This window comes from Deinococcota bacterium (assembly GCA_030858465.1).
GTDB lineage: Bacteria > Deinococcota > Deinococci > Deinococcales > Trueperaceae > JALZLY01.
Window position 1 is genome coordinate 1 of sequence record JALZLY010000356.1, and the last position, 22,985, is coordinate 22,985.

Annotated in this window: 29 protein-coding genes; 14 read left to right on the forward strand and 15 right to left on the reverse strand. The window is 66.7% G+C overall.

Annotated features, from left to right (window positions below):
* From M3498_17375 to lexA, 7 genes are all read left to right on the forward strand, one after another.
* A partial coding sequence (locus M3498_17375; GenBank protein ID MDQ3461036.1) for a damage-inducible protein DinB occupies positions 1-294 on the forward strand: 294 nt, incomplete at its 5' end.
* A complete protein-coding gene (locus M3498_17380) occupies positions 291-761 on the forward strand; it encodes a DinB family protein (protein ID MDQ3461037.1) in 471 nt (156 codons plus the stop codon). The genes M3498_17375 and M3498_17380, both read left to right, overlap by 4 nt.
* 41 nt (positions 762-802) lie before the next feature.
* Positions 803-1,276 carry a hypothetical protein gene (locus M3498_17385; protein ID MDQ3461038.1) on the forward strand — a complete coding sequence of 158 codons (474 nt, stop codon included), beginning with the start codon at positions 803-805 and terminating at the stop codon, positions 1,274-1,276.
* A gap of 43 nt (positions 1,277-1,319) precedes the next feature.
* On the forward strand, positions 1,320-1,721 hold the full coding sequence (locus tag M3498_17390; protein ID MDQ3461039.1) for a VOC family protein: 402 nt from the start codon (positions 1,320-1,322) through the stop codon (positions 1,719-1,721).
* Positions 1,714-2,178 (forward strand): DinB family protein, encoded by a 465-nt coding sequence (locus M3498_17395; protein ID MDQ3461040.1) that lies wholly within the window; start codon positions 1,714-1,716, stop codon positions 2,176-2,178. Before M3498_17390 ends, M3498_17395 begins: the two co-directional genes overlap by 8 nt.
* A gap of 110 nt (positions 2,179-2,288) precedes the next feature.
* Positions 2,289-2,555 (forward strand): DUF1801 domain-containing protein, encoded by a 267-nt coding sequence (locus tag M3498_17400; protein ID MDQ3461041.1) that lies wholly within the window; start codon positions 2,289-2,291, stop codon positions 2,553-2,555.
* An 18-nt stretch (positions 2,556-2,573) separates the two neighbouring features.
* Entirely contained in the window at positions 2,574-3,230 is a 657-nt protein-coding gene (lexA, locus tag M3498_17405; protein ID MDQ3461042.1) for a transcriptional repressor LexA, read from the forward strand.
* Positions 3,231-3,301: 71 nt separating this feature from the next.
* Here lexA and M3498_17410 read toward each other — a convergent pair whose 3' ends face one another.
* On the reverse strand, positions 3,302-3,943 hold the full coding sequence (locus M3498_17410) for an HAD family hydrolase (protein MDQ3461043.1): 642 nt from the start codon (positions 3,941-3,943) through the stop codon (positions 3,302-3,304).
* A gap of 325 nt (positions 3,944-4,268) precedes the next feature.
* Between M3498_17410 and M3498_17415 the strand changes: the two genes are divergently transcribed.
* A complete protein-coding gene (locus M3498_17415; GenBank protein ID MDQ3461044.1) occupies positions 4,269-4,703 on the forward strand; it encodes a hypothetical protein in 435 nt (144 codons plus the stop codon).
* Between the two features lie 205 nt (positions 4,704-4,908).
* Positions 4,909-6,258 (forward strand): amidase family protein, encoded by a 1,350-nt coding sequence (locus M3498_17420; GenBank protein MDQ3461045.1) that lies wholly within the window; start codon positions 4,909-4,911, stop codon positions 6,256-6,258.
* Here M3498_17420 and M3498_17425 read toward each other — a convergent pair.
* Positions 6,242-6,562: a hypothetical protein gene (locus tag M3498_17425; GenBank protein ID MDQ3461046.1), complete on the reverse strand. Its 321-nt coding sequence runs from the start codon at positions 6,560-6,562 to the stop codon at positions 6,242-6,244. The genes M3498_17420 and M3498_17425 overlap by 17 nt on opposite strands.
* A gap of 10 nt (positions 6,563-6,572) precedes the next feature.
* Positions 6,573-6,767, reverse strand: coding sequence for a hypothetical protein (locus M3498_17430; GenBank protein MDQ3461047.1), 195 nt, complete (start codon positions 6,765-6,767; stop codon positions 6,573-6,575).
* A 323-nt stretch (positions 6,768-7,090) separates the two neighbouring features.
* Between M3498_17430 and M3498_17435 the strand changes: the two genes are divergently transcribed.
* Genes M3498_17435 through M3498_17445 form a run of 3 tightly spaced genes read left to right on the forward strand, consistent with a single transcriptional unit; the run spans position 7,091 to position 9,938 of the window.
* Positions 7,091-7,858: a (Fe-S)-binding protein gene (locus tag M3498_17435; GenBank protein ID MDQ3461048.1), complete on the forward strand. Its 768-nt coding sequence runs from the start codon at positions 7,091-7,093 to the stop codon at positions 7,856-7,858.
* A 12-nt stretch (positions 7,859-7,870) separates the two neighbouring features.
* Entirely contained in the window at positions 7,871-9,280 is a 1,410-nt protein-coding gene (locus M3498_17440; GenBank protein MDQ3461049.1) for a LutB/LldF family L-lactate oxidation iron-sulfur protein, read from the forward strand.
* Between the two features lie 52 nt (positions 9,281-9,332).
* Positions 9,333-9,938, forward strand: a complete 606-nt coding sequence (locus M3498_17445) for an LUD domain-containing protein (GenBank protein ID MDQ3461050.1) — start codon at positions 9,333-9,335, stop codon at positions 9,936-9,938.
* Here the strand turns inward: M3498_17445 and M3498_17450 are convergent.
* The 8 genes from M3498_17450 to moaA form a co-directional block, all read right to left on the reverse strand.
* Positions 9,919-10,848, reverse strand: a complete 930-nt coding sequence (locus M3498_17450) for a S41 family peptidase (GenBank protein MDQ3461051.1) — start codon at positions 10,846-10,848, stop codon at positions 9,919-9,921. The genes M3498_17445 and M3498_17450 overlap by 20 nt on opposite strands.
* A gap of 47 nt (positions 10,849-10,895) precedes the next feature.
* Complete coding sequence (locus M3498_17455; GenBank protein MDQ3461052.1) at positions 10,896-11,855, reverse strand: carbohydrate kinase family protein; 960 nt, start codon at positions 11,853-11,855, stop codon at positions 10,896-10,898.
* Between the two features lie 64 nt (positions 11,856-11,919).
* A complete protein-coding gene (gene rsmA / locus M3498_17460) occupies positions 11,920-12,762 on the reverse strand; it encodes a 16S rRNA (adenine(1518)-N(6)/adenine(1519)-N(6))-dimethyltransferase RsmA (GenBank protein MDQ3461053.1) in 843 nt (280 codons plus the stop codon).
* A gap of 5 nt (positions 12,763-12,767) precedes the next feature.
* Positions 12,768-13,253 (reverse strand): CarD family transcriptional regulator, encoded by a 486-nt coding sequence (locus tag M3498_17465; GenBank protein MDQ3461054.1) that lies wholly within the window; start codon positions 13,251-13,253, stop codon positions 12,768-12,770.
* Between the two features lie 55 nt (positions 13,254-13,308).
* Positions 13,309-13,992 (reverse strand): aquaporin, encoded by a 684-nt coding sequence (locus tag M3498_17470; protein MDQ3461055.1) that lies wholly within the window; start codon positions 13,990-13,992, stop codon positions 13,309-13,311.
* Positions 13,993-14,043: 51 nt separating this feature from the next.
* Positions 14,044-14,493 (reverse strand): arsenate reductase ArsC, encoded by a 450-nt coding sequence (locus M3498_17475; GenBank protein ID MDQ3461056.1) that lies wholly within the window; start codon positions 14,491-14,493, stop codon positions 14,044-14,046.
* 185 nt (positions 14,494-14,678) lie between these two features.
* Complete coding sequence (locus tag M3498_17480) at positions 14,679-14,990, reverse strand: metalloregulator ArsR/SmtB family transcription factor (GenBank protein ID MDQ3461057.1); 312 nt, start codon at positions 14,988-14,990, stop codon at positions 14,679-14,681.
* Between the two features lie 304 nt (positions 14,991-15,294).
* A complete protein-coding gene (moaA, locus tag M3498_17485) occupies positions 15,295-16,275 on the reverse strand; it encodes a GTP 3',8-cyclase MoaA (GenBank protein ID MDQ3461058.1) in 981 nt (326 codons plus the stop codon).
* Positions 16,276-16,565: 290 nt separating this feature from the next.
* Here moaA and M3498_17490 point away from each other — a divergent pair, with 290 nt between their 5' ends.
* Together M3498_17490 and M3498_17495 are read left to right on the forward strand one after the other, a co-directional pair.
* Positions 16,566-17,840 carry a sulfite oxidase gene (locus M3498_17490; GenBank protein MDQ3461059.1) on the forward strand — a complete coding sequence of 425 codons (1,275 nt, stop codon included), beginning with the start codon at positions 16,566-16,568 and terminating at the stop codon, positions 17,838-17,840.
* Positions 17,841-17,904: 64 nt separating this feature from the next.
* Positions 17,905-18,633, forward strand: a complete 729-nt coding sequence (locus tag M3498_17495; GenBank protein ID MDQ3461060.1) for a c-type cytochrome — start codon at positions 17,905-17,907, stop codon at positions 18,631-18,633.
* Positions 18,634-18,707: 74 nt separating this feature from the next.
* Here M3498_17495 and pstB read toward each other — a convergent pair whose 3' ends face one another.
* The 4 genes from pstB to pstS form a co-directional block, all read right to left on the reverse strand.
* Positions 18,708-19,565, reverse strand: coding sequence for a phosphate ABC transporter ATP-binding protein PstB (pstB, locus tag M3498_17500; GenBank protein ID MDQ3461061.1), 858 nt, complete (start codon positions 19,563-19,565; stop codon positions 18,708-18,710).
* A 39-nt stretch (positions 19,566-19,604) separates the two neighbouring features.
* Positions 19,605-20,468: a phosphate ABC transporter permease PstA gene (pstA, locus tag M3498_17505; GenBank protein ID MDQ3461062.1), complete on the reverse strand. Its 864-nt coding sequence runs from the start codon at positions 20,466-20,468 to the stop codon at positions 19,605-19,607.
* Positions 20,465-21,424: a phosphate ABC transporter permease subunit PstC gene (gene pstC, locus M3498_17510; GenBank protein MDQ3461063.1), complete on the reverse strand. Its 960-nt coding sequence runs from the start codon at positions 21,422-21,424 to the stop codon at positions 20,465-20,467. Before pstC ends, pstA begins: the two co-directional genes overlap by 4 nt.
* 99 nt (positions 21,425-21,523) lie before the next feature.
* Complete coding sequence (pstS, locus tag M3498_17515) at positions 21,524-22,624, reverse strand: phosphate ABC transporter substrate-binding protein PstS (GenBank protein MDQ3461064.1); 1,101 nt, start codon at positions 22,622-22,624, stop codon at positions 21,524-21,526.
* Positions 22,625-22,985 lie beyond the last annotated feature (361 nt).

Below are 22,985 nucleotides of genomic sequence, written 5' to 3' on the forward strand. Positions count from 1 at the left end.
GGCCTAGCCGACCTGTACGAGCCGGACGCCGACGATTTTGTTGCTGAGACCGACCCCGCGCGCATCCGCGAGGTGATGGCGCAGACGCATCAAACGGCGCTCGAGGCCGCCGACGTTGCCGAGGGCACGGGTGAGTTGCCGCACTCGAGCGTGGAAGCCTCCCTCATCCACATGATGGTCCACGACGCCCACCCCCGCGGCCAGCTCCTGCTGGCGCTCAAGACGGCGGGCCATGCCCTGCCCGACGAAGACCTCATGTGGGGACCGTGGCGGGGCGAGGGAGACAGGGCGTGAACGGGCTGATGACCTCAGACGCCTTGCTCGAGCACTGGCAGGGCCACCGGCGGCTGACCCGCCGCACCCTCGAGGCCTTTCCCGAAGCCGAACTCTTTAGCTACCTTCCCGCCCCGCCCTTGCGCTCCTTTGCCGAAATGATGCGCGAGGCGCTTGAAATCGAGCCGGTCTTACGCGGCGTGGCGACGGGTGAGTGGCGCTGGGAGACGCGCTACGAGCATGTCAAAACTAAAGAAGCTTATCTCGCTGCCTGGGACGAGTCGAATGAAACCCTTTTGCGATACTGGCAAGACGTGAGCACAAAAAAGCTCCTCGAGCTTGAAGCCGATCATTTCTTCGGCGGGCCGCCGAAGACAAACCTGGCGCGCGTGCTCTATCTCATCGACAACGAAATCCACCACCGGGCCCAAGGATACGTCTATTTGCGCCTGCTCGGCAGGACGCCACCCGCCTTTTACGAGCGATAAGACGGAGCCCCATGCCTGACGCCCGAAAGGAGACAAGCGATATGCAAGAACTCGCCAACTACCGTTACCGAGGTGCTCGAGCCCTGGTTCTTTTGCACGAGAGGCATCTGCGCTCGTTTGTAGAGACCTGGCGGGAGGCCAAGGCAGCAAACGTGACGCTGCCCGAAACGGACGATCGGGCCTACCGATCTATGGACACGCTGCTGGGGCACGTGCTTGCAGCCGCTCGAGGCTACATGCTGTGGATGTGCAAACAGCTCGAGCTTCCGGACCCAGGCATCGATCCCATCCCCGACGACGAGGAGATGGCAAGTCGCGCCGAAGCTTACCTCGAGCACCTTCTGGAGCGTTGGCGCTTACCTCTCGTTGACCTGGCAGAAGAAGCGCTCTACCAGCCCGAGTACGTTGCCAACAACGGGACCCACCACTTGTGCATCGACGTCATGCTCGAGCACGCGGTGATGCACCCCATCAGGCACCAGTTTCAGCTCGAGAATCTAATGACCAAGGCGTAAGCGGCGCGACGCCGCAGGACTACTCGTTAAGGAGGATGCAGCGATGAAGCAATACAAGCCACAAGGGTACTCGAGCGTCTCGGCTTATGTGGTAGCGGACGGAGCGCAGGGCGTCATCGATTTTCTGGGCGCGACGTTCGGCGCCAAGCAGACGCGCCGCTTTGATATGCCCGACGGCACCATCATGCACGCCGAGGTCCAGATCGACGACACGGTCGTGATGATCGCTGACGGCGGAGGCGAACATCCGGCCTTTCCGGTCTGGCTCCACGTTTACGTGCCCGACGTGGACGCCTCGTACCGGCGCGCTCTCGAGGCGGGTGGCCTCTCCGTCGAAGAGCCGAGTCAAAGGGATGGTGACCCTGACCGTCGCGCGGGAGTAAAAGACCCAGCGGGCAACACCTGGTGGATCGCCACGCAGGTCATGGAGGCAACGGATGAGTGAACTTTTGACCCCAGACGCCCTGCTCGAGCACTGGGAGGGCCACCGGCGGCTCACCTTGCGCGTGCTCGAGGCTTTTCCGGAGGAGGAGCTGTTCGGCTATAGCCCTGCTGCGCCCATGCGTCCCTTCGGGGGCATGGTCGCTGAAATCATCAACGTCGAAAAGGTCTTGGTGAACGCCCTGCTGACGGGGGAATGGCGCTTTGAGAACGCTCAGGAGTTTACGAGCAAAGGCGACTTGCTCGAAGCCTGCGCTCAGGTGCGCGGGGAGACGAGGGCGCGCTGGCCGGAGCTGAAACCAGCGCGCCTGCTCGAGATAGGGCCCGTTCCCTTGCCAAAACCCCTCTCCCCCCTCGAAGACTTCCTCTACATGATCGACAACGAGATCCACCACCGCGCCCAGGGCTACGTCTACTTGCGTCTCTTGGGCATAGAGCCGCCCGCCTTCTTCGAGCGGTAAGGGAGAAACAAATGACACGCAAACAAGAAAAGACAGCACTCAGCGTCGATGAGCTCCTGACGAACTATTCCCCGACAGTGAACAGCTTGGTCCACGGGTTATGGGGGCTCGTGCGCGAGGTCAAGCCAGACGCCGCCGAGCACGTTCACGCGGGTTGGAAGGCCATCATCTTCGAGGGCGGCGTCTATATCGCACCTCTCAAGGGAGGCGCCAATGTGGGCTTTTACAAGGGCGTCCATTTACCCGATCCCGAGAACTTGCTCGAGGGAACCGGCAAAGAGCTTCGGCACGTGAAGATCCGCAAAGAGAGCGATGTCAAGCCTGAGCCGCTCAAGAGGCTAATTCGTGAAGCGTTTGCCTATAAGGCACCGGCTTAGGCCGGACGGATTGAAACGATGAAAAGGCTCACCGACCGACAATTCGACATTCTCAAGGTCATCGGCGGGCTCGAGGACGAGCTGGGCCGCGCGCCGACCGTCACGGAACTGGCAACGCGCTTGGGCATCAGCCGCCAGAACAGCCGCGAGCACGTCTGGGCCTTGCGCGGGCTCGGCTACCTCACCTTCAGGGCGCAGAGCCGGCAGAGCCTCAGCCCCGCCCTGACCGAGAGGGCGCGCGCGCTCCTGGGCGGGCCCGGCTTCGCCGTCTTGGGCAGCATCGCCGCGGGCGAGCCCATCCACGCCGCCGAGAACCTCGAGGGCTACACCAACCGCCTGACCGACCTCCTGCCCCTGCAAGAGCAGGACTTCCTGCTCAAGGTAGACGGCGACTCGATGACCGGCGCGGGCTACTTTCCCGGCGACTACGTGGTGGTCAGACCCAGCGAAGAGGTCATGGACGGCGAGATCGTGGTGGCCTTTTTGCCCGACGAGGAGAGCGCTACCTTAAAGCGCCTGTACAAGCAGGACGGCACGGTTCTGCTCATCGCCGAAAACCCCGCCTACGCGCCCATCCGTCTGCCCACCCAGCAGGTCAAGGTGCAGGGCGTGGTGGTCGGCCACGTCGGCTTCCGGCGCGGCCGCCGCCCGCTCCGCGACATGCTGCTCGAGTAAACGACCATCCTTACCCCTTCCTGGAGGAGGACCATGCTCAACACCCACGAGGGAATAAAAGGAGTTGCGCGCTAGCCGGCCTCGAGGTAGTCTTTGATCACGCCGTAGAGCGCGAGCAGGTCCGCGTCCGGCCCCACCTCGATCGCCTGCAGGCCGGACGCCAGGGCGCCGCTAATGTCCGCCTCGCGGTTGTCGCCGACCATCAGCGTGTGCCGGGGCAGGACGCCCAGGCGCTCGCAGGCGAGCCCGAAGATGAGGGGGTGGGGTTTGCGCGAGGCCACGTCGTCGTCGCCCGAGATGAGTACGCTCTCGAAGTAGCCGGCCAGACCCGAGGCTTCGAGCGCCCGCCGCTGCATGTCGCTCGGCCCGTTGGTGACTAGCGCCAGCGGCATCTCCCGCGCCGCCCGCGCCAAGAGTTCGCGCGCCCCCGGCCGCACCCTGATGTCGTGGCTATAGGCCAGAAGCGTCCTCTCTATCACCTCGTCCATAGCAGCGGGCGCACGGTAGCCCAAGATCTGCAAGGCGCTCAGCGCCGCCGAGTGGAGGGTCACCGCGCCGTCGCGCAGGAGCCCCTGCACGAGCTCGTCGGCAAAGGCTTCGCGGTCTTCGGCGGGAATCTCGAGACCGTCGGCCACGGCAAACATGAGCGTGGGAAAGTTGCCCCTGTAGGTGACGAGGGTGCCATCGAAGTCGAAGAGAATGGCGGTTTTCATAGCTCTATTCTATGCCGGCCGCGGCACTTCGTCCGCGCCGATGCCCGCTGCCGTCTCTTGGGACCGGCCTTCAGGCCACGGGATGAAAAGCGGAGCAGAACGGGTCTTGCGCCTGCCCTCGCTAACCGAGCGTTCCCGGCAAGCGGCGCGGACGAAAGCCGCCTGTGCGACTTGCAACCGCGCCGACTTGCAATCTGGTATAACCGGTCGTCGGAGTCGGTCACTGGAGTCGGTTGTTGGAGACAGTTATGGGAGACATCGGCGCAGGCGGCAGCGTCTCGAGACCGCGGCCAAACGCGGGCACAGGCCGGCCCGGGAGGGTTTGATGGTACGAGCTAGGATTTCGCTCCTGTTGCTGTTCACGCTGCTCGGCTGCAGCGGCGCGGGGAGCCTTGGAGAGCCCAGCGTGGAACTCTTCGACGTGCGCAAGAGCTACACCAACGTCTACACCTGTAGCCAGGAAGGGATTGGCCGGGAAGGGGGCGCACGCTGCTATGACCGGCTCGACCTGGTCGTCACCGTCGTCAACGCGGGTGAGGTCGCGCTGACGGCATCGCTCGACCGCTTCACGCTGACCAGCGCGGGCGGCAAGGTCTTCAAGCCCCTTCCCCACATGGGGCGCTGCCAGGCCGAACTACGGCCCGGCCAGACGCTGCGCTGCACCCTGCCCTTCACGCTCGAGCCCGCGCTGCCGGCCGCCGAACTCTTTCCGGCCCGGCTCTCGTTTCCTCACGCCCCGGCGGTCGAGATCAGCCCCTAGCGGCTGGGTCTTAAGACTAGAGTCTTAAGACTCTAGTCTTAAGACTAGAGACCTAGTCTCCCTAAGACCTTTGGCGGATGGCGCGGCGAGCACGGAGAGCTTATCATTGGGTCAGCCCTTGATTATTCCCTCAGGTGGCCGACCCGTATTCGGACCCAAGACGAATACGGGTCACTTTTTGGGCTCAGCTCATTATACTGCGGGTATGGACCGCGACCCGACCGCCCTCTCGCTGACCGAACTCGCCAGCGCCTACCGCCGCGGCGAGTTCACCCCTACGGACGTGACCGAGGCCTATCTGGACCGCCTCGAGCCCGGCCCCGTCTACCGCCTCGTCACCGAGGAACGGGCGCGAGCGCAGGCGAAGCGCGCCGACGCTCTGTTCGCGGCCGGCACCGACCTGGGGCCGCTGCAAGGGGTGCCGCTCGCGCTCAAGGACCTGATTGGCACGCGCGGCGAGGTGACGGCGGCGGGCTCGAAGGTGCTGGCCGAGGGGCCAGCGGCCGCCGCGGACGCTCCGGTGGCGGCACGGCTGGACGAGGCGGGCGCGGTCTTTTTGGGCAAGACCACCATGACCGAGCTGGCCTTTTCGGGCCTCGGCATCAACCCGCACTTCGGCACGCCCCGGAACGCCTTCGACCCGGAGCGCCTGCCCGGCGGCTCCTCGTCGGGTTCGGCGGTGGCGGTCGCCGGCGGCCTGGCCTGCGCCGCCATCGGCTCGGACACCGGCGGCTCGGTGCGCATCCCCGCGGCCTTCAACGGCCTAGTGGGGCTCAAGACCACGGACGGCTCCCTGCCGCTGGAGGGGGTGACGCCGCTGTCGCTCACCCTCGATACCCTCGGCCCCATCACCCGGACCGTCGAGGATGGCTGGCACCTGTGGCGCGCGCTGCTCGCCCTGCCCCCGGCACCCCTGCCGCCCGCGAACCCGAAAGGGCTCAGGCTGCTCGTACCCGAGGCCGTCTTGCAAGACGGCTTGGCGCCCGAGGTCGCCCGCTGCTTCGACGCCGCCTGCGGCCTGCTGCAGGAGCTCGGCGCGCGGCAGGGGCGCCGGGAAGCCGAGATCCTGCGCGAGATCCCCGCGCTCTACGAACGCTACGGCTCCTTCGCCGGGCACGAGGCGCTGGCGCTCTACGAGGAGATGATTGACAGGCGCGGCGCGGACATGGACCCGCGCGTGGTCACGCGCATCCTGCCGTTCAGGGACCGGCCCGCCAAGGACTACATCCGCCTGGGCCAGGAGCGTCGCGGCCTGCAGCGCCGCTTCTGGGAAGCGTTCGAGGCTTATGAAGTCGTCGTCGCCCCGACCGTCGCCGTCCTGCCGCCCAAGATAGTCGAGGTGGCGACGGATGAGCTCTACCTTTCGACAAACAACAAGGTCTTGCGCAATACCATGGTGTTCAATTTTCTGGGAACGCCCGCGCTCAGCCTGCCCTGCGGCCTCAGCTCGGAGGGCTTGCCGGTGGGCCTGATGCTGGCTGCGAGGCCGGGCCAGGAAGCGCTCCTGCTCTCGCTGGGGCAGGCCTTTGAAGCGGCCTTCAGCCGTTCAAAATGAGCCGCATCACCGCGCCGTAGCTCGTGGGCGAGATGAACTTCGAACCGGTAAAGCGGTTGAGGGGTCCGGGCCGGGCGTTCGCGCCGATGACGAGCAGGGTTCCCTTGCGGTCGGCGACCTCTACGGTCAACCCCTGCTCGGCGAGGACCTCACCTATATCCACGCTGGGCTGCTGGACACCCGCAGCGAGGCGCCTGAGGAGGCCCGTCTCCTCGACTTCGAAACGAAGGACACGACCAGATCCGCGCAAGCGCGCGGGCTGGCCGTCGACGCTGATGTCCAGACTGGCATCGATGCGCAGCATCGCTGCCGCGCTACTTCGCCGGCTCGTCGGTGGTCACGCGCAGCTGACCGTCCAGCCGCCACACCGCCCTGGGTGAGTCATTGCCGGTATCTCTGGGCACCTCCACCACCATGTCCTTGAACTCGTAGTTGATGACCGCCCCGCGCTCGGTGAGTCGCTCGAAGAGCGCGATAGCCAGATCGGGCCAAGTTGTCTTTTCCGCCATGATTGCTCCTTTCCTTCTGTAGAAGCCTAAGGTATGACGCGTACAGCGACCGTAGCAAAACGCGGATATCCCGTTCCTTCGGCGACGTTCAAGACGAGCTAAGGATCTGCGTCCTCGTTCCGATCGAGAACAGGAAGCGGAATCGCGTTCAGGACCGTGCCCAGATCAGAGCCGCGACAGCCGGGCCAGAATTCATACCGCTCAGAGTCCATACCGCTCAGCGCTCATACCGCTGTACGCCGGCGGTGACCGGCGCGCCCTCCGGCCCTCGAGCACGGCAGGGTATAGCGCCGGGGTATACTCGAGGGGAAAGGGGTCACTCCTTGCGCGTCTCGCTCTTCGCCACCTGTCTGGCGGACCAGCTCTTTCCCCAGGTCGCGGTGGCGACGGTCAAGCTCCTGCGCCACTTGGGCGCCGAGGTCGCCTTTCCCGAAGGCCAGACCTGCTGCGGCCAGCCCGCCTACAACGCGGGCTACCACCGGGAGGCCAGGGCCGTCGCCAGGCACCATATCGGGGTCTTCGGGGGCGCCGACTACGTGGTCCTGCCCTCGGGCTCCTGCGGGGCCATGCTCGGGCACTACCCCGACCTCTTCAGCGAGGACGGCCCGGCCTACGCGGCCGCTCGCGGGCTGGCCGAGCGCACCTTCGAGCTGACCACCTTTATCACCGAGGTCCTGGGCCAAGAGGACATCGGCGCCGACCTGTCGGGCACGCGCGTGACCTACCACGACTCCTGCCACGCCATGCGCTTCATGGGCGTGCGCGAGGCACCCAGAAGGCTCCTCAAGGCCGCGGGCGCCGAACTCGTCGAGGCCGAGGGCAGCGACGTCTGCTGCGGCTTCGGCGGCCTCTTCTCGGTCAAGATGCCCGAGATCAGCGCGGCGATGGCGCGCGCCAAGCTGCCGGGCATCCACGCCACGGGGGCGGCGGTGCTCACCTCGACCGACGGCGGCTGCCTCATGCAGCTCTCCGGCACCCTGCGCCGCGAGGGCTCGAGCCGTGGGGAGTCGGATGAGGCCGCGAAGCTCGAGGTCATCCACATCGCCGAACTCCTCTGGCGCGGCGTCGAGCGAGCCAGGGCCGCAGCCTAGACAAGGAGCACCATGGAAGTCACCACCCAGACCTTTAAGGACAACGCCAAAAGGGCCCTTCACGACGAGATGCTGCAGACCGCCATGCGCCGCGCGACGGGCCAGTTCGTGTCCCGGCGCAAGGCGGCGGTCGCCGCCCTGGCCTCCTTCGAGGACTTGCGCGACTACTGCGCCGCCGTCAAGGCGCACACCTTGGAACACCTGGACGTCTACTTAGACGAGCTGGTGACCAGCGTCGAGAGGTTGGGCGGAGAGGTCCACTTCGCCGCGGACGCCGCCGAGGCCAATGCCGTCGTCACCCGGCTCGCTAGGGAGGCGGGCGTCAGGACGGCCGTCAAGTCCAAGTCGATGCTCTCCGAAGAGATCGGGCTGAACGAGGCCCTGGAAAGGGCGGGCGTCAGCCCGATCGAGACCGACCTGGGCGAGTACATCCTGCAGCTCGAGCACGGCTGGCCGAGCCACATCATCGCCCCGGTCGTCCACAAGACCAAGGAGCAGATCGACCGGCTCTTTCACGAACGGCTGGGCACCGCCCTCGGCAGCGACGTAGCGACGCTCACGGCGGCCGCCCGCAGGGTCCTCCGCGACCGCTTTTTGGAGGCCGACATGGGCATCAGCGGCGCCAACTTCGCCGTCGCCGAGACGGGCACCATCGTCCTGGTCGAGAACGAGGGCAATATCCGCCTGACCACCTCCTTGCCCAGGGTCCACCTGGCGATGATGGGGCTCGAGAAGGTCCTCCCCCGCCTGCGCGACCTGCCCGCCTTTCTGGCGCTGCTGCCCAGATCGGCCACCGGCCAGAAGGCTAGCTCCTACGTCTCGCTGATCACCGGGCCCAGGCGCCAGGGCGAGCGCGACGGACCCGAGGCGTTTCACCTGCTCATCGTGGACAACGGCCGCAGCGCCGTCCTGGCCGACCCCAAGCTGCGCGACGCCCTCAGGTGCATCCGCTGCGGGGCCTGCTTGAACAGCTGCCCGGTCTACCAGCAGATCGGCGGCCACGCCTACGGCTGGGTCTATCCCGGACCCATCGGCGCGGTCTTGGACCCTGGGCTGCTGGGGCTCGAGGCGACCCGCCAGCTCCCCCAGGCGAGCAGCCTCTGCGGCGCCTGCGGTGAGGTCTGCCCCGTCAAGATCCCTCTGCCCGAGCTCCTCATCGAGCACCGCCGGCGCAGCGCCGAAGCGGGCCTGTCGCCCAGGGCCGAAGGGGCGGCCGTCGGCGCCTTTGCCTTCGTCGCGCAGCGCCCACACCTCTGGGCCTTGGGCGCGGCCGGGGCGCGCCTGGGCAGCGGCCTCTTCGAGCGGGACGGGCACATGACGGCACCTGCCCTGCCGGTCCTAAAGGAGTGGCTCGCCGAGCGCGACCTACCGGCCCCGGCCAAGAAGTCCTTCAGGCAGCTCTGGCGCGAGGGCCTCTCGTGAATCATGTCGTGAAGGACCATGTCGTGAAGGACCATGTCGTGAAGGGTCGGGAATGACCAAGGACGCCTTCTTGAAGCGCGTGCGGGACGCGCTTCACAGGCACCCCGGCCAGCCCGCTCAAGAGCCGCCGCCACTCCTGGCCCCGCTTGCGGACTGGGACGCGGCCGAACTCGCCGACCTCTTCGCGGCCGAGCTCACGCTGGTCGGCGGCCACGTCCACCGCGTCGCTGACCTGGCGGAAGCCAAGGGCTGTCTGCGGGAACTCGTGGCGGCTTTCGGGGCCAAATCCTTCTTGCGCAGTGCGGACGGGGTTGTCGACGAGGTCATCGAAGATCTGGGCATCCCCCAGGCCGACCACCCCGGGGACGCCGACGTGGGCATCACCGGCGCGAGGTACGGGATCGCCGCCACCGGCACACTGGTCCTGACGAGCGAGGCGGGCCGCCGGGACTCGCTCCTGCCCATGCACCACGTCGCCCTCCTAAACGTCGCGCAGCTCGTGCCGACGGTGGCCGAGGCGCTGGAAAGCCACTACCGGGCCATGCCGAGCGCCTGGGTGCAGGCGACCGGCCCGAGCCGCACCGCCGACATCGAACTCACCCTGACCACCGGGGTCCACGGCCCCGGCGTAGTCCACGTCATTCTGATCGGGTCCTGAAGAACTCGAGCGCCGCCTCCAGGGCCTCTGCGGGCAGCGTGACGAGGTCGGGCTCGACCCCGCGCCCCTCCCAGGTGGCGCCCAGGAGCGGCGCTAAGACGCCCGTGGCGATCCAGGCCTGCGAGCCGTCGGCGAGACAGAAGGGCAAGACCGCCTCGACGTTGCCCGCCGTCGTCTCGCCGACGATGGTCGCCCGGCCCGAGGTCTGCAGGGCGCCGGCCAAGCCCTCGGCGGCGGAGTTGACGCCGGCGTCGACGAGGACCGCCAGCGGCAAGTCGGTCTCGACGCCGCCCAGGGCGGGATAGGGCACGGGCAGGGTCCAGGTGGTCACCACCCGCCACAAGAAGCCGCCCGTGAAGACGCCCGCCGCCTGCATCATCTCGAGCAGACGCCCGCCCGGGTTGCCGCGCAGGTCGAGCACCAGCCCGCTCGCGCCCTGCCGCACCAGGGTCTGGACGGCGGCGCGCAGATCCTGCGCCGAGCCGGCCACCACCAGATCGGGAAGCTCGATAAAGCCGATGCCGCCGTCCAGGAGGCGGTAGCTCACGTTGCCGCCGCGGCTGAGATCGTCCACCGCAAAGACGCCCAGGCAGGGCAGGTCGCCGTACAGCTCGCGGATGCTCAAAACCCGCGCCGGCGGCACGAAGACCGAGTGGTTGTCGCCGAGTTCCTGGTACATGCTCTCCAGGAGCGCGTAGAGCGCGTCGTCGCCGTCGACCGCCGCCGCGTCCGGCGCGTAGCGCGCCCTCACCTCGTCCCAGTCCACGGCGACTTGCGAGAGGTCCCAGTAGCGCTCGGCCACCAGCCGCCAGGCCGCCTCGAAGCGCCGCTCGAAGTCGCCCTGTGCGGAGGCGACCCCCAGCGACAGCCACAGCAGGCAGACCGCCAGCCGTTTCACCGGCCGCGTCATAGGGCAGCCGCCTCGAGCGGCGCGGACCTGCTGACTCCTGTTCCCACCTAGATCTTGACCCCTTGCAGTACCGTCATGCTCATGCTCTTGGTGTAGCCTTCGATGGCCCCGGCGTCGAGGTGGTACCTCTGCGCCCCGACCACGGTGGCGCTGAGGGCGCCGGCGATGTTGCCGAGCTTGGCGGCGTACTGGAGGTCGTAACCCTGCATGATGCCGTGGGCAAAGGCCGCGGTGTAGCAGTCGCCGGCGCCCGTCGAATCCACGATGCCGTCCACGACGAAGGGATCGACGAGCTCGGTGAGCTCGGGGGTGATGACGATCGAGCCCATCTCGCCGACCTTGACGATGACCCGCTTGATGCCGTGCTCGGCCAAGCCCACCACCGCGTCCGAGATCGAGGTATGGCCGGTGAGCGTATAGAGCTCGCGCTGGTTCATCAAAAGGTAATCCACCTCGCGCACGAGCGAGATCAGGCGGCCCCTGAGGGCATTGACCGCGCCCGAGCCCATGTCGATAAAGGTGGTCAGCCTGGCCGCCCTGGCGGCCTCGAGCGCCCTCACCGCGTACTCGCGCTGCAAGCCGCCCATCAGGCTGTAGGCGCTCATGACCAGCGCGTCGCAAGCGGCGACGTCATCGGCCCGCAGCTCGGCGGCGTCCAAGTTGCGGCTGGCGCCGCCGACGCTGATCATGGTGCGCTCCGTGTCGGGGGTGATCAGCAGGGTCACGCTGCTCGTTTGCACGTCCTTGTCGCGCTGCACCAGCCGGCTCTCGACGCCGGCCTCGGTGACGCGCCTGAGCGCCAGTTCCGCGAAGGGTCCGGTGCCGACGCGCGCCGCCAAGAGCACCTCGTTGCCGAGCCAGGCGAGCGCGGTGGCGATGGTGCCGCCCGCGCCGCCCGGCTCCATCATGGCCCGGCTCGCGCTCACCTCGCCGCCGGGCTCGGGAAGCTCGCTGACGAAATACATTTGATCGACGGTCACGTCGCCGACAACAAAAAACTTAGGCATTTACTCTCTCCTGCCACTCTCTCCCGCGAGGCAAGCCTCGCGCTCCGCAAAGATGCTTGCGCGATTATACCCTATCCTCCCGGGGGTGTTGGTCAAGTCGCTGTCTTAGCGCCCCGAACTGCTCCAGGGACAGCGCCTCCGCCCGGACCCTGGCATCGAGCCCCAACGCCTCGAGCGCCTCTTCGACGAGCCCGGCCGCACGCCCTGCCATCACCAGGTTTCTTTTCAGGGTCTTGCGACGGTGGCGAAAGCCTTGGTGGATGAGCCTGAAGAGCTCGGGAGCCGGGCGCGCCGCGGGATCGACCTCGAGCCTGACCACGCTGCTCGTCACCTCGGGCGCGGGCAGGAAGGCCAAAGGCGGCACCTCGCGGACGATCTCGGCCGCGGCGAAGTGGGCGACGAGCAGGCTCAAGGCGCCGTAGAGCTCGCTGCCGGGCGCGGCCGTGAGGCGACGGGCCACCTCCTTTTGCAGCAGGCAGACGAGCCGCCTAAAGCGCCCGGACACCAGGGCCCGCGTGAGCATGGCGGTGCCGACGTTGTAGGGCAGGTTGGCGACGAGCAGGCTGTTCCGCGGCAAGATGTCCAAGTCGAAAGTCAGGCCGTCGGCGTGGACCAGCCTCACGTTGGGGCAGTCCGCCAGGGTCTCGTTCAAAACGGACAGCAGGCGCCCGTCGAGCTCGACGCTGACGACCTCGCGGGCGCGCGCCGCCAATTCGCGGGTCAAGACGCCCAGGCCAGGGCCGATCTCCAAGACCGTATCCCCTGGCTCCAGCCGCGCCGCCTCGACGATGCGCGCCAAGATGTTGCCGTCGATGAGAAAGTTCTGCCCAAAGGCCTTGTCGGGTCTGAGCCCGTAGCGGCTCAACAGGTCCCTTACCACCGCCGGCGAGTAGAGCGGCCCGGTCAACGGCGCTAGGCGTGGCTGGCGGCTTCGTCGATCCTGGCCATGGCGGCTTGCAGGCCGGTGCCCTCGACCACGGCGATCTCGCTGGCAAGCATGCTCTTGGCGTCCTCCATGACCTGGCGCTCGGTGGCGGCCAGACCCTTTTCGACATCGCGGGCGGCCAGAGCGCCGATCATGCTGGCGAGGTCGAAGGCGTCGCCGGTCGAGAGCACCTCCTGCTCGGCGCGGTAGCGCGGCGTCCACTGGCTCGGCAGGGCGATCTCGCCCTTGGAGACGGCTTCAAAGAGCTTGGGCAGGTCGTCCTTGGTCACGGTGAGGCGCAGGCCGACCTCGGCGCCCTTTTTGAGCGGCACCAAGACCTCCATGTCGCTCTTGATAAAGCTGATCTTGAGGTAGTCCTGTGTTTCTCCCAGGACCGCGCGCGAGGTTTTCTCCTTGATGATTCCGGCGCCCTGGGAAGGATAGACTACGTTGTCGCCGACCTTGAAATCCACAAACTGTTCCTCCTGGAGCCAGCCTACCATATCGTCGGCGTGCGCCTCGGAGCGCCTATCCGTGGCTTTGCGGCGGCGTCTCGAGCACGCCCTGCGCAGCGGGCCTATGGTAGACGTAGTCGAGGACCAGCGCGGCCAGGGCGGCGCCCGCGAAGGGCCCCAGCCAGTAGATCCACTGTCCCTCCCAGGCGCCGCTCACGAGCGCCGGGCCAAAGGCCCTGGCCGGGTTCATGGCCGCGCCCGTCAGCGGCCCGGCGCCGAGCGCGCCGAGCGTCACCGCCGCGCCGATATAGAGCCCGGCGTTGGCGTGGCGCTGGATAGTCACGGCGAAGATGACCGTGGCGAGAAAAAAAGTGATCACGCTCTCGATGCCCGCCCCCGCCCAGAGGCTCAGGCCCTCTTGGAGACGCGGCGCGCCGTAGCGAGAAGCGACGAGAGCCTCGGCGCCGTAGAGAGAGGCCAGGAGCGCCGTCGCCAGGCTCGAGCCGGCGAGCTGGGCGCTCCAGTAGCTCAGGAGCGTGACGGCCCCTATCCGGCCGGTGACGAGAAAGGCGAGCGTTACCGCCGGGTTGAAGTGCGCTCCCGACAGCGGGCCAAAGGCCGTCACCATCGCTGCTATGGTGAGGCCGTGCGCCAGCGCCACGGCGACCAGGTCGCCACCCGCGGCGATCGCCCCGACGCCGATAAAGAGCAGCGCGAAGCTGCCGATGAACTCGGCGAGCCAGCTTTTACGCCTCATCGGGGTTTGGGAGCCTCATGGCTTCAATCAATGGCTGCATCAACGACTGTATCACGTCGGCGTCCCGGTCAGCTCGGCCTCGCTGGGTGTCCGGCCCTGGACCAGCGCCCAGACGAATGTTCGGCTCATCTCGCCGATGCGGTCTCGCACCTCGCGCCAGCGCTCCAGGGGCGCGCCGCTCGGGTCGGGAAAGGCGAGGTGGAGACGCCGCGTCGCGGCAGGGTAGCTGGGGCAGGCCTCGTTGGCCGAGTCGCAGACCGTCATGATCAGGTCGAAGTTCCAGGGATCGGGCAGCTCATCGAGCGTTTTGGAGTGGTGGCCGCGGAGGTCGACGCCGACCTCCGCCATCACCGCGACCGCGTCGGCCTTGACCTTCGTCCTCTCGGTGCCCGCCGAGAAGACCTCGGCCTCGAGGCTGAACTCCTTGGCGTAGTAGCGGAGCCAGCCCTCGGCCATCTGGCTGCGCGCCGAATTGTGGGTGCAGAGAACGAGCAGCCTCATCCAAACACGCTCATGATTAGCCTCCCCAGGCCGTGGCCGGGCGCGAGAGAGGCGCCCCAGAAAGGTCCGGACTAACCGCAGCAGGCGCAGTCGCAACCGGTCAGCTCGCAGAACTCGCAGCAAGCGCAGCAATCATCTTGCTCGGCAAAAAAGATGTGACCTTCATTCATGATCTCACCTCCCTCCTAGTCGGCGGCAGTGGCGACGGGCGCTATATAGCGAGCCAGGCGCGCCGTTACCGTTTCGATGGTTTGGCGATCAAGGGCGTAGTAGACCCAGCGCCCGCGCTTGTCGGCCGTCACCAGCTCCGCCTGCACCAGCAGCTTCATATGGTGGCTGACGGTGGGCTGGCTGAGGCCCAAGAAGGTCTCGAGGTCGCAGGCGCAGACGCCGTCCTCGCGGCTGCAACAGCTTAAGACGGGCTCGAGCAGGAAGTCCAGGATGCGGAGCCTGACGGGGTCGGCGAGGGCTTTAAGCCGGTAGACCAGGCTATCCATGAGCCCAGTCTAGACGAGAAATAGACATATGTCAATGTGTCTATTTCTCAGCCTCAAGCCTTGGATCAAGAACGGTGGGCACGGGGCAAGCATATTGACAATCTTCTATGTGCCTAATGCTATCGATGCACGAACGATGCTCACGGGCTACGAACAGGTCCGCTCGGTGGTCGCAGCCCTCAGCGGCGACCTGAAGAGCGCCCGGGCGGCTCGGCTCGAGCGACCCAGAACCGGGGTGTGCAGGGGCGGCGTTGGCGACTCGTCCTGCTGCGGGCCGACGAGTCCCACAGGCAGCGGGGTCTCGCTAACCCCCGATCGCCACCATCGTCCGCGGCCGGTTGACGGGCGTGGTGATGCCCGAGGCGACCTTCCTGTGCGCGGCAACGAGGAAGACCTCCTGGATGGCGGCAATGGGATCAGCGGCGAGGAGCGCCGGCCGCATGTCCAGCTCACGGTCGGTCATCAGGCAGGGCCGCACCTTAGCGTCGGAGGTCAGCCGCATCCTGCTACAGGCCCCGCAGAAGGGCTCGGACACCGGGTTGATGAAGCCGATGGCCCCCTGCCAGCCAGGCACCCTAAAGAGCCTGGCCGGCGCGCTGGGGTCGGTCTCGACGGGCAGAAGCTCGCCCAGTTCCCGTTCCAGCGCCTCTTTCATGTCGCGACCGGGCATAAAGGCGCGAAAGTAATCATCCGTGGGCGCGTTGTTGAGGTGCATGTACTCGATGTAACGGACGTGGATGGGCAGGTCCCTCGTCAGCTCGGCCAGCCTGGAGAGTTCGCCGTCGTTGACGCCGCGTATCATCACCGCGTTCAGCTTGACCGGGTGCAGGCCCGCCTCGAGGACCGCCTCGATACCCTGCCACACGGGTCTGATATCGCCGCCGCCGGTCGCCCTCTTGAAGACCTCGGGGTCTAAAGCGTCGAGCGAGATGTTGACCCGGTCCATGCCGGCGGCCAGGAGTTCCTTCAGGCGGCGCGCCAGGAGGCTGGCGTTGGTGGTGACGGCCACGTCCTGAATGCCCACCACATGCTTGGCGTTATGGATCATCTCGGGCAGTTCCTTGCGGATGAGGGGCTCGCCGCCGGTGAACCTGACCGACTCCATGCCCAGTCCCGCCGCGGCCTTGACGACATTGTTGACGTCTTCAACCGAGACCGTGCCCGAGGGGTCTTTGTGGCCCATGCCCAGCGGGTCGCAGTAGGAGCAGGCGAAGTTGCAGCGCGGGGTGACGCTGATTCTCAGGTCCCGAACTACCCGGCCGTGCTGGTCGATGAGGCTTTTCATCCTGGCTCCATGCTTTGCATCCTACTGCAAAGGTGTCCTCTTTAGGGTTCAGCGCTTGACACTCGAGAAGAATCGGGCAGGTGAGAAGAATCCAGAGGGCCGGTGCGGGTCCATCGGCCCTCTGGATTCTTGCACTCAGCCGAAGTCGATCTGGCTGCGTTTGAAGCCCCAGCCCTTCGGCGTCCTTGGGGTGAAGCCCGACGTAGGCAGGAGTACCGTAACATTGACAAAGCCTGACGAGCCCTCCATAATGCAGGGAGTCAACATCCATGTTCCATAGGAGGACGACAGTGGCGAGCAATCTGCTTCAAGAGGCCATCGACAAGGCGCTCCGTTCCAAGCTGCATCGGCGCAGCTTTATGCGCCGTCTGGGGCTGACGGCCGCGGTCACTGCGGGCTTGCCCCGTATCGGCAGCCGCGCCTGGGCGCAGGACGCGCCGCCGGCCTCCGAACTGGTGACGGGCAAACTCGACGGCATGATCGTGCACACGCAGCAGCCCGTGCAGATGGAAACGCCGCTCGACGTGCTCCGGGAGGGCCGCATCACCGACAAGGCGTACATGTACATCCGCAACAACCAAGACCTCGAGGGGCACCTGAACACCGACGCTTCCCCCGCGTCCTTGGAGGACTGGGAGATCTACGTGACCGGCCTCGTCAACCGCGTCGGTTTTGTGCGCGCCGGCGACATCCGCGACCTGGACGTGGAGCCGGCCGAGGTCGAGATGGTGATGCAGTGTTCGGGCAACGGGCGCGCCTTCTTCTCGGACTTCGAGCGGGCGTCGGGCGCGCAGTGGCGCCACGGCGCGACGGCGAACATCACCTTTGGCGGCGTCAGGCTGAGCGACTTTCTGGCGGACTACGAGCTTCACGAGGACGCGCGCTTCTTGACGGCGGGGGGTCAGGACCGGCCGGCCGCGCCGACGGGTCCCGACCTCGAGCGCAGCGTGCCCTTAGCGGACGTGATGGGCAACGCCATCATCGCCTTTGAGATGAACGGTGAGCCCATCCCGGCGGTCCACGGCGGCCCCGTCCGGCTCATCCTGCCGGGCTTTTACGGCATCAACAACATCAAGTGGCTGAATCAGCTGCGCTTCGACGCGCGGCCGACGACCAACGCCAACCAGCTGCCGCGCTACCGCGTGCCCCATGAGCGCTTGGAGCCCGGCGAAGAGTTCACCTTTACCGAAGCCAACAGCCGCCCCAACTGGCTGCAAAACACCAAGAGCTTCGTCTGGGCGCCCTTGGGCGGCGAGGAGGTCGAGGCGGGCGCCGTCGAGTTCAGCGGCCCGGCCTGGACGGCCGGCCGCAGCCGCGTCGTCGCGGTCGAAGTGTCGAGCGACGAGGGCGAAAGCTGGCACCAGGCCGAACTCGAGGCGGCCGAGGGCCCTTACGCCTGGAGCCTGTGGCGCGCGCTAGTCGAGCTCGAGGCGGGCGAGCGCGAGGTCTGGGTGCGCGCCGTGGACGACGCCGGACACTCGCAGCCGCTGCGCGGCGACCTCTTCTGGAACCCCTCGGGCTACGAGTGGAACGCCGTCGAGCGCATCCGCGTCAACGTCACTTGATCAAGCCGTGTGTCCGAGCCCTCGGCCCGTCTGAGGGCTTCCCTTTTTGTCGTGAGGCCAACCGATGAACCGGGTTCGCAGCCTTATCGCCGTCCTCATCCTCGCGCTCGCCGCCGGGGCAGTGGCGCAAGCCGACGCCCTGCCCGAGGGGCCGGGCAGGGATCTCGTTCTCGCCACCTGCCAGACCTGTCACGGCCTCGACTTTATCGTCGGCTCGACCTTCAGCCGCTCGCGCTGGGAGGGGCTGGTCCACCAGATGATCTCGTTTGGCCTGGTGGTCACGGACGACGAGTTCGAAGAGATCGTCGACTACCTCGCCAGCTATCTGGGCACCGAACCACCGCTCGAACAAGGAGAAGCCGGCGACGGCGCGGACGCTTCCGAAGACGACCTCGATGGCGAAGCCCTCTACCTGACCAACTGCTCGAGCTGCCACCAAGCCCAGGGGCAGGGAGTGCGCGGCGCCTTTCCGCCGCTCGCGGGCCACGTTCCCGCGCTTTATAGGGCCGAGGAGGGCCGCGACTACCTCGCGCACGTCGTCCTCTACGGCCTGCGCGGGCCGATCACCGTAGAGGGCGCCCAGTACCACGGCGCGATGCCGCCCTGGCCTCACCTCTCGGACGCCGCCATCGCCGCCATCTTGAACCACACGCTGACCGCCTGGGGCAACGACGAGCTGCTAGATGAGGACTTTGAGCCCTACCGCGCGGAAGAGGTCGCCGCGGAGCGCGATCTTGACTTAGGCCCGGGCGAGGTGCAGGGGCGGCGACCGGAGGTCGGGGAGGGCGAGTGAGGCGCGGGCAAGCGGTGACGGTTGGGGCGCTCCAGACGGTGTGAGTACGCCCTATCGCTCGAGCCCCGCCGCCTCTAGCCGAAACGCCCGGTGATGTAGTCCTCGGTGCGCCGCTCCTTGGGGTTGGTGAACATCTTGTCGGTGGTACCAAACTCGATGAGCTGGCCTTCAAAAAAGAAGCCGGTGTAATCCGAGATTCGCGCCGCCTGCTGCATGTTGTGGGTGACGATGACGATGGTGACCTCGTCCTTGAGCGTCTCGAGGAGATCCTCGATGCGCTTGGTGGACTGCGGGTCCAAGGAGCTCGTGGGCTCGTCCATGAGCAGCACTTCGGGCTCGACCGCCAAGGCCCGGGCGATCGACAGGCGCTGCTGCTGGCCGCCCGACAAGCCGCTCGCCGCCGCCCCCAGCCGCTCCTTGACCTCGTCCCACAGGGCCGCCTGCAGAAGCGCCCGCTCGGCCACCTCGTCGAGCAGGGCGCGCTTGCGGACGCCGACGAGCTTTAAGCCGGCGACGACGTTGTCGTAGATCGACATGGTCGGGAAGGGCGTGGGCTTTTGAAAGACCATACCGATCTTGCGCCGGATGGTCACCGGGTCTACTTTGGGCGCGTAGATGTCGGCGCCGTCCAGGAACGCCTGTCCCGTGACCTTGGCGCCGCGGGTGAGATCGTGCATGCGGTTCAAGGCGCGCAAAAAGGTGCTCTTGCCGCAGCCCGACGGCCCGATGAGCGCCGTCACCTTGCGGTCGTAGACCGGCAGGCTGATGTCCTGAACGCCCACGGCGGCGCCGTAATGAACCGTCAGGCCTTTCGTTTCCAGGCGAATCACGGTCTCGGCAGCCGCAGTTTCGGCAGCCCGCTGGGGCAGGCCCGCAGCGGTGGGCCCCGGCGTGGCGGGCCGGGTTTGCCCTTCTCTAAGGCGACTTGCCATCCTTCTCCTCTCTAGTAGCGCTGGTCTAGTAGCGCTGGTCTAGTAGCGCTGGCGCGTCGCCAGGCGCGCCGCCAGAAACGCGACCATCACCAGGGCGAGCAGGATGATCCCCGCCGCCCAACCCATCTCGTGCCACTGCCGGTAGGGGCTGATCGCCAGGCTGTAGAGGCGCTGCGGCAAGGTGTCGGCCTCCCTGACCAGATAGTTTAGCGGGTTCCACGGGTTTCTGGGCAGGTAGTTGTTGCCGAACGAGGTAAAGAGGAGCGGCGCGGCCTCGCCGGCGGCGCGCGCAAAGGCGATCAGGATGCCCGTCACCACCCCCGTTTTCGCCGCCGGCAGGACCGCCGACAAGACCACGCGCCAGCGGGGCAGCCCGAGGGCCAGGGCCGCCTCGCGAATCGACCAGGGGATGATGCCGAGCACCCCCTCCGTCGTGCGAGCGATGATCGGCAGCATGACGAAGGCGAGCGCGACCGCCCCGGCCCAGCCCGAAAAGGCGCCCGCCGGACGCACGATGAGGGCAAAGACGACGAGCCCCTTGAGGATGGCCGGCATGCCGTTTAAGGTGTCGTTCAAGATGCGCAGGACGGGGTTCAGGGGGTGATCGGGGTACTCCGACAGCATGATGCCCGCGCCGATCCCGAAGGGAATGACCACAAGGAGCGCGGTGGTGTCGATGACGATGGTCCCCAGGATGGAGTGCGCGAGACCGGTCGGCCGGCCCTGCTGCGCGCGCGCGGGCGAGCCCAGGTCCTGAGTGAAAAAGTCCCAGTTGAGGGCGCCAACGCCGTTGACCACCACGTAGGCGATGATGATCACGAGCGGCACCAGCACCAGGGCGGTGCAGAGCAGGAGGAGCCCCTGCATGAAGCGGTCGCGCAGGTAGCGCGCGCGCAGGTTCATAGGCCGCGGCTCCCCACCACCAGCTTGCGCTGGACATAGGCCGCGATCAGGTTGACGATCAGCGAGATGAGGAAGAGGTAGAAGCCGATCGCCATGAGGCTGAGCCGGTGCAGGTTGACGACCGCCTCGCGGAACTCGTTCACGATCACCGACGGCATGGTGGCGGCAGGGCCGAAGAGGGTAAAGGGCAGGGTGTTGGAGTTGCCGATCAGCATCGCTACCGCCATCGTCTCGCCGATCGCCCGGCCGAAGGAGAGGATGGCGCCCGCGGTGATCCCTCCTCGAGCGTAAGGCAACACGGCCATGCGCATCACCTCCCAATGCGTCGCGCCGAGCGCCCAGGCCGCTTCACGCTGCTCCTTGGGCACCAGCCGGATGGCGTCCCTGGCCAGCGCGGTGGTGTAGGGCACGATCATCAAGGCGAGCACCAGCGTCGCCGTGACCAGGCCGTAGCCCGTCGGGTTGCCCAGAAAGCTCAAGGCCCAGGGCGCGTGCTCGGCAGTCCCCAAGAAGACAGGCATATACAAGGTGTCGCGCAACCACGGCGCCAAGACGAAGATGCCCCAGATGCCGACCACCACGCTGGGGATCGCCGCCAACAGATCCACGGTGTAGTCGATGATGGTGGCGAGCCAGCGCGGCGCGTACTCCGCCGTGAAGATGGCGACCCCCAGGGCGGGAAAAAAGGAGAGGATCAGCGCGGCGACGCTGGTGATCAAGGTGCCCAACAGAAAGGGCCAGGCGCCGAAGCTCACCCGAATGACGGGGTCCCAGGTGGTCCCGGTCAGGAAGCCGAAAAAGCCGAACTGCCGGATCGGCACCGAGGCGTCGGCCCAGAGCACCCAGGCCATCAGCGCGGCCAGCACGATCACGGCGCTGCCGAGCAGGGTGACCGTCACGGCAAAGATGCGGTCTCCCAGCCAGCGGTAGACGGCGCTTGGGGTGCGGCGCGTCATCTCTGAAGGCGCGAATGGGCGTTGCACAGTGTCTCCTCGAGCAGCCAGATGATAAGAGCCAAGGACGGGCGGCATGGCCGCCCGTCCCGTCGGGGTCGGCTAGTTGCCGGCAGCCGTCATTTCAGCGAGAACCTGCTCGCCGATAGCCTCGCCCTGCCACTTGAGTTCGCGGATCATATCCATGTTGAGCTCGACCACGGCCTCGGGAACCCTCGAGAAGTCGAGCGGCTCCGCGAGCTCCTGGCCGTCGGTGATGGCCCAGATGATAAAGCGCACCAGGTCCTCGGCCTGCTCGCGGGTCTGGATGGCGTTGTTCTGGTCGAGGTTTTCGTAGACGAGCATCCAGGCGAAGCCGGCGATGGGATAACCCTCCGGCGCGTCGGTGTCGGTGATCGAGACGCGGGTATCAGCGGCGATCTCGACGTCCGCGGCCGCGGAGGTGGCCGCCAGGCTGGGCTCGATGACGTTGCCCGCGCTGTTGACGACGTAGCCGTAGGCGATGTCGTTTAAGGTGGCGTAGACGAGCGAGTTGTAGCCGAGCGCGCCGGGCGTCTGCTGCACCACCCCGGCTACGCCCTCGTTGCCGTTGCCGCCGATGCCCGTCGGCCAGTTCACGCTGGTGCCGAAGCCCACTTCGGCAGCCCAGCCCTCGGAGATCTTGGTCAGGTAATCGGTCCAGATGGCCGTGGTGCCCGAGCCGTCGGAGCGGTGGACTACCTGCACGAAGAGCGGCGGCAGGGCGACGTCCGGGTTGAGCTCGGCGATGCGCGGGTCGTTCCACTGGGCGATGCGGCCGAGAAAGAGGTTGGCCAAGAGTTCGCCGTCGAAGACCAGGCCGGTCTCGACGCCGGGCAGGTTGTAGGTCGGCACCACGTCACCCAGGGTGATCGGCATGTTGAAGGCGGTGCCGCCGGTGGCCGCCTGCACTTCCTCGAGCTGCTCGTCGGTCAAGAAGCGTTCGGTCATGCCGAACATGATGGTCTGCTCCAAGAACTGCTGAATGCCGCCGCCCGAGCCGATCGACTGGTAGTTGATGGTGACGCGGCCGCCGGTCACGTCGCGGTACTCATCGGCCATGGCGGTGACGAGCGGCGCGGGAAAAGTGGCGCCGGCGCCGAGAAGATCGACGGTCTGCGCCGCGGCGAGGCCGGGAATCAGGGCAAACGCGAGCATTCCGAGGGTGATCAGTAGTCTTTGCATGGTTTCCTCCTGTAGAAGATCCAACTGCCTCAATCTAAGTTCAGACTGTCAGCCCTTCGTCATGGCCTCACGTTTGGCCCACCTGCTACTCATAGGCCGACATAGTATTGGGATATTGGGCCGAGATACGTGGGTACTCAATCGTGAGCTGTCTGGCGACGGTACTTGAATAAACTGTCGAACCGGAAGGTTCAGCACGGCCGGAGCACCGTGCTCTCGTGAGCGACGCAAGTAATGAGAATCAATGGAGAGTCTGGAGCGGATCCGAGTAGGGTCAAGCTCGACTCCGAAAGGTGGCCTACATTGTTCATTGTTTCCCTCTCGTTCGGCTCTAAGGTAAAGGGGGTAGGTTTGATCTGAT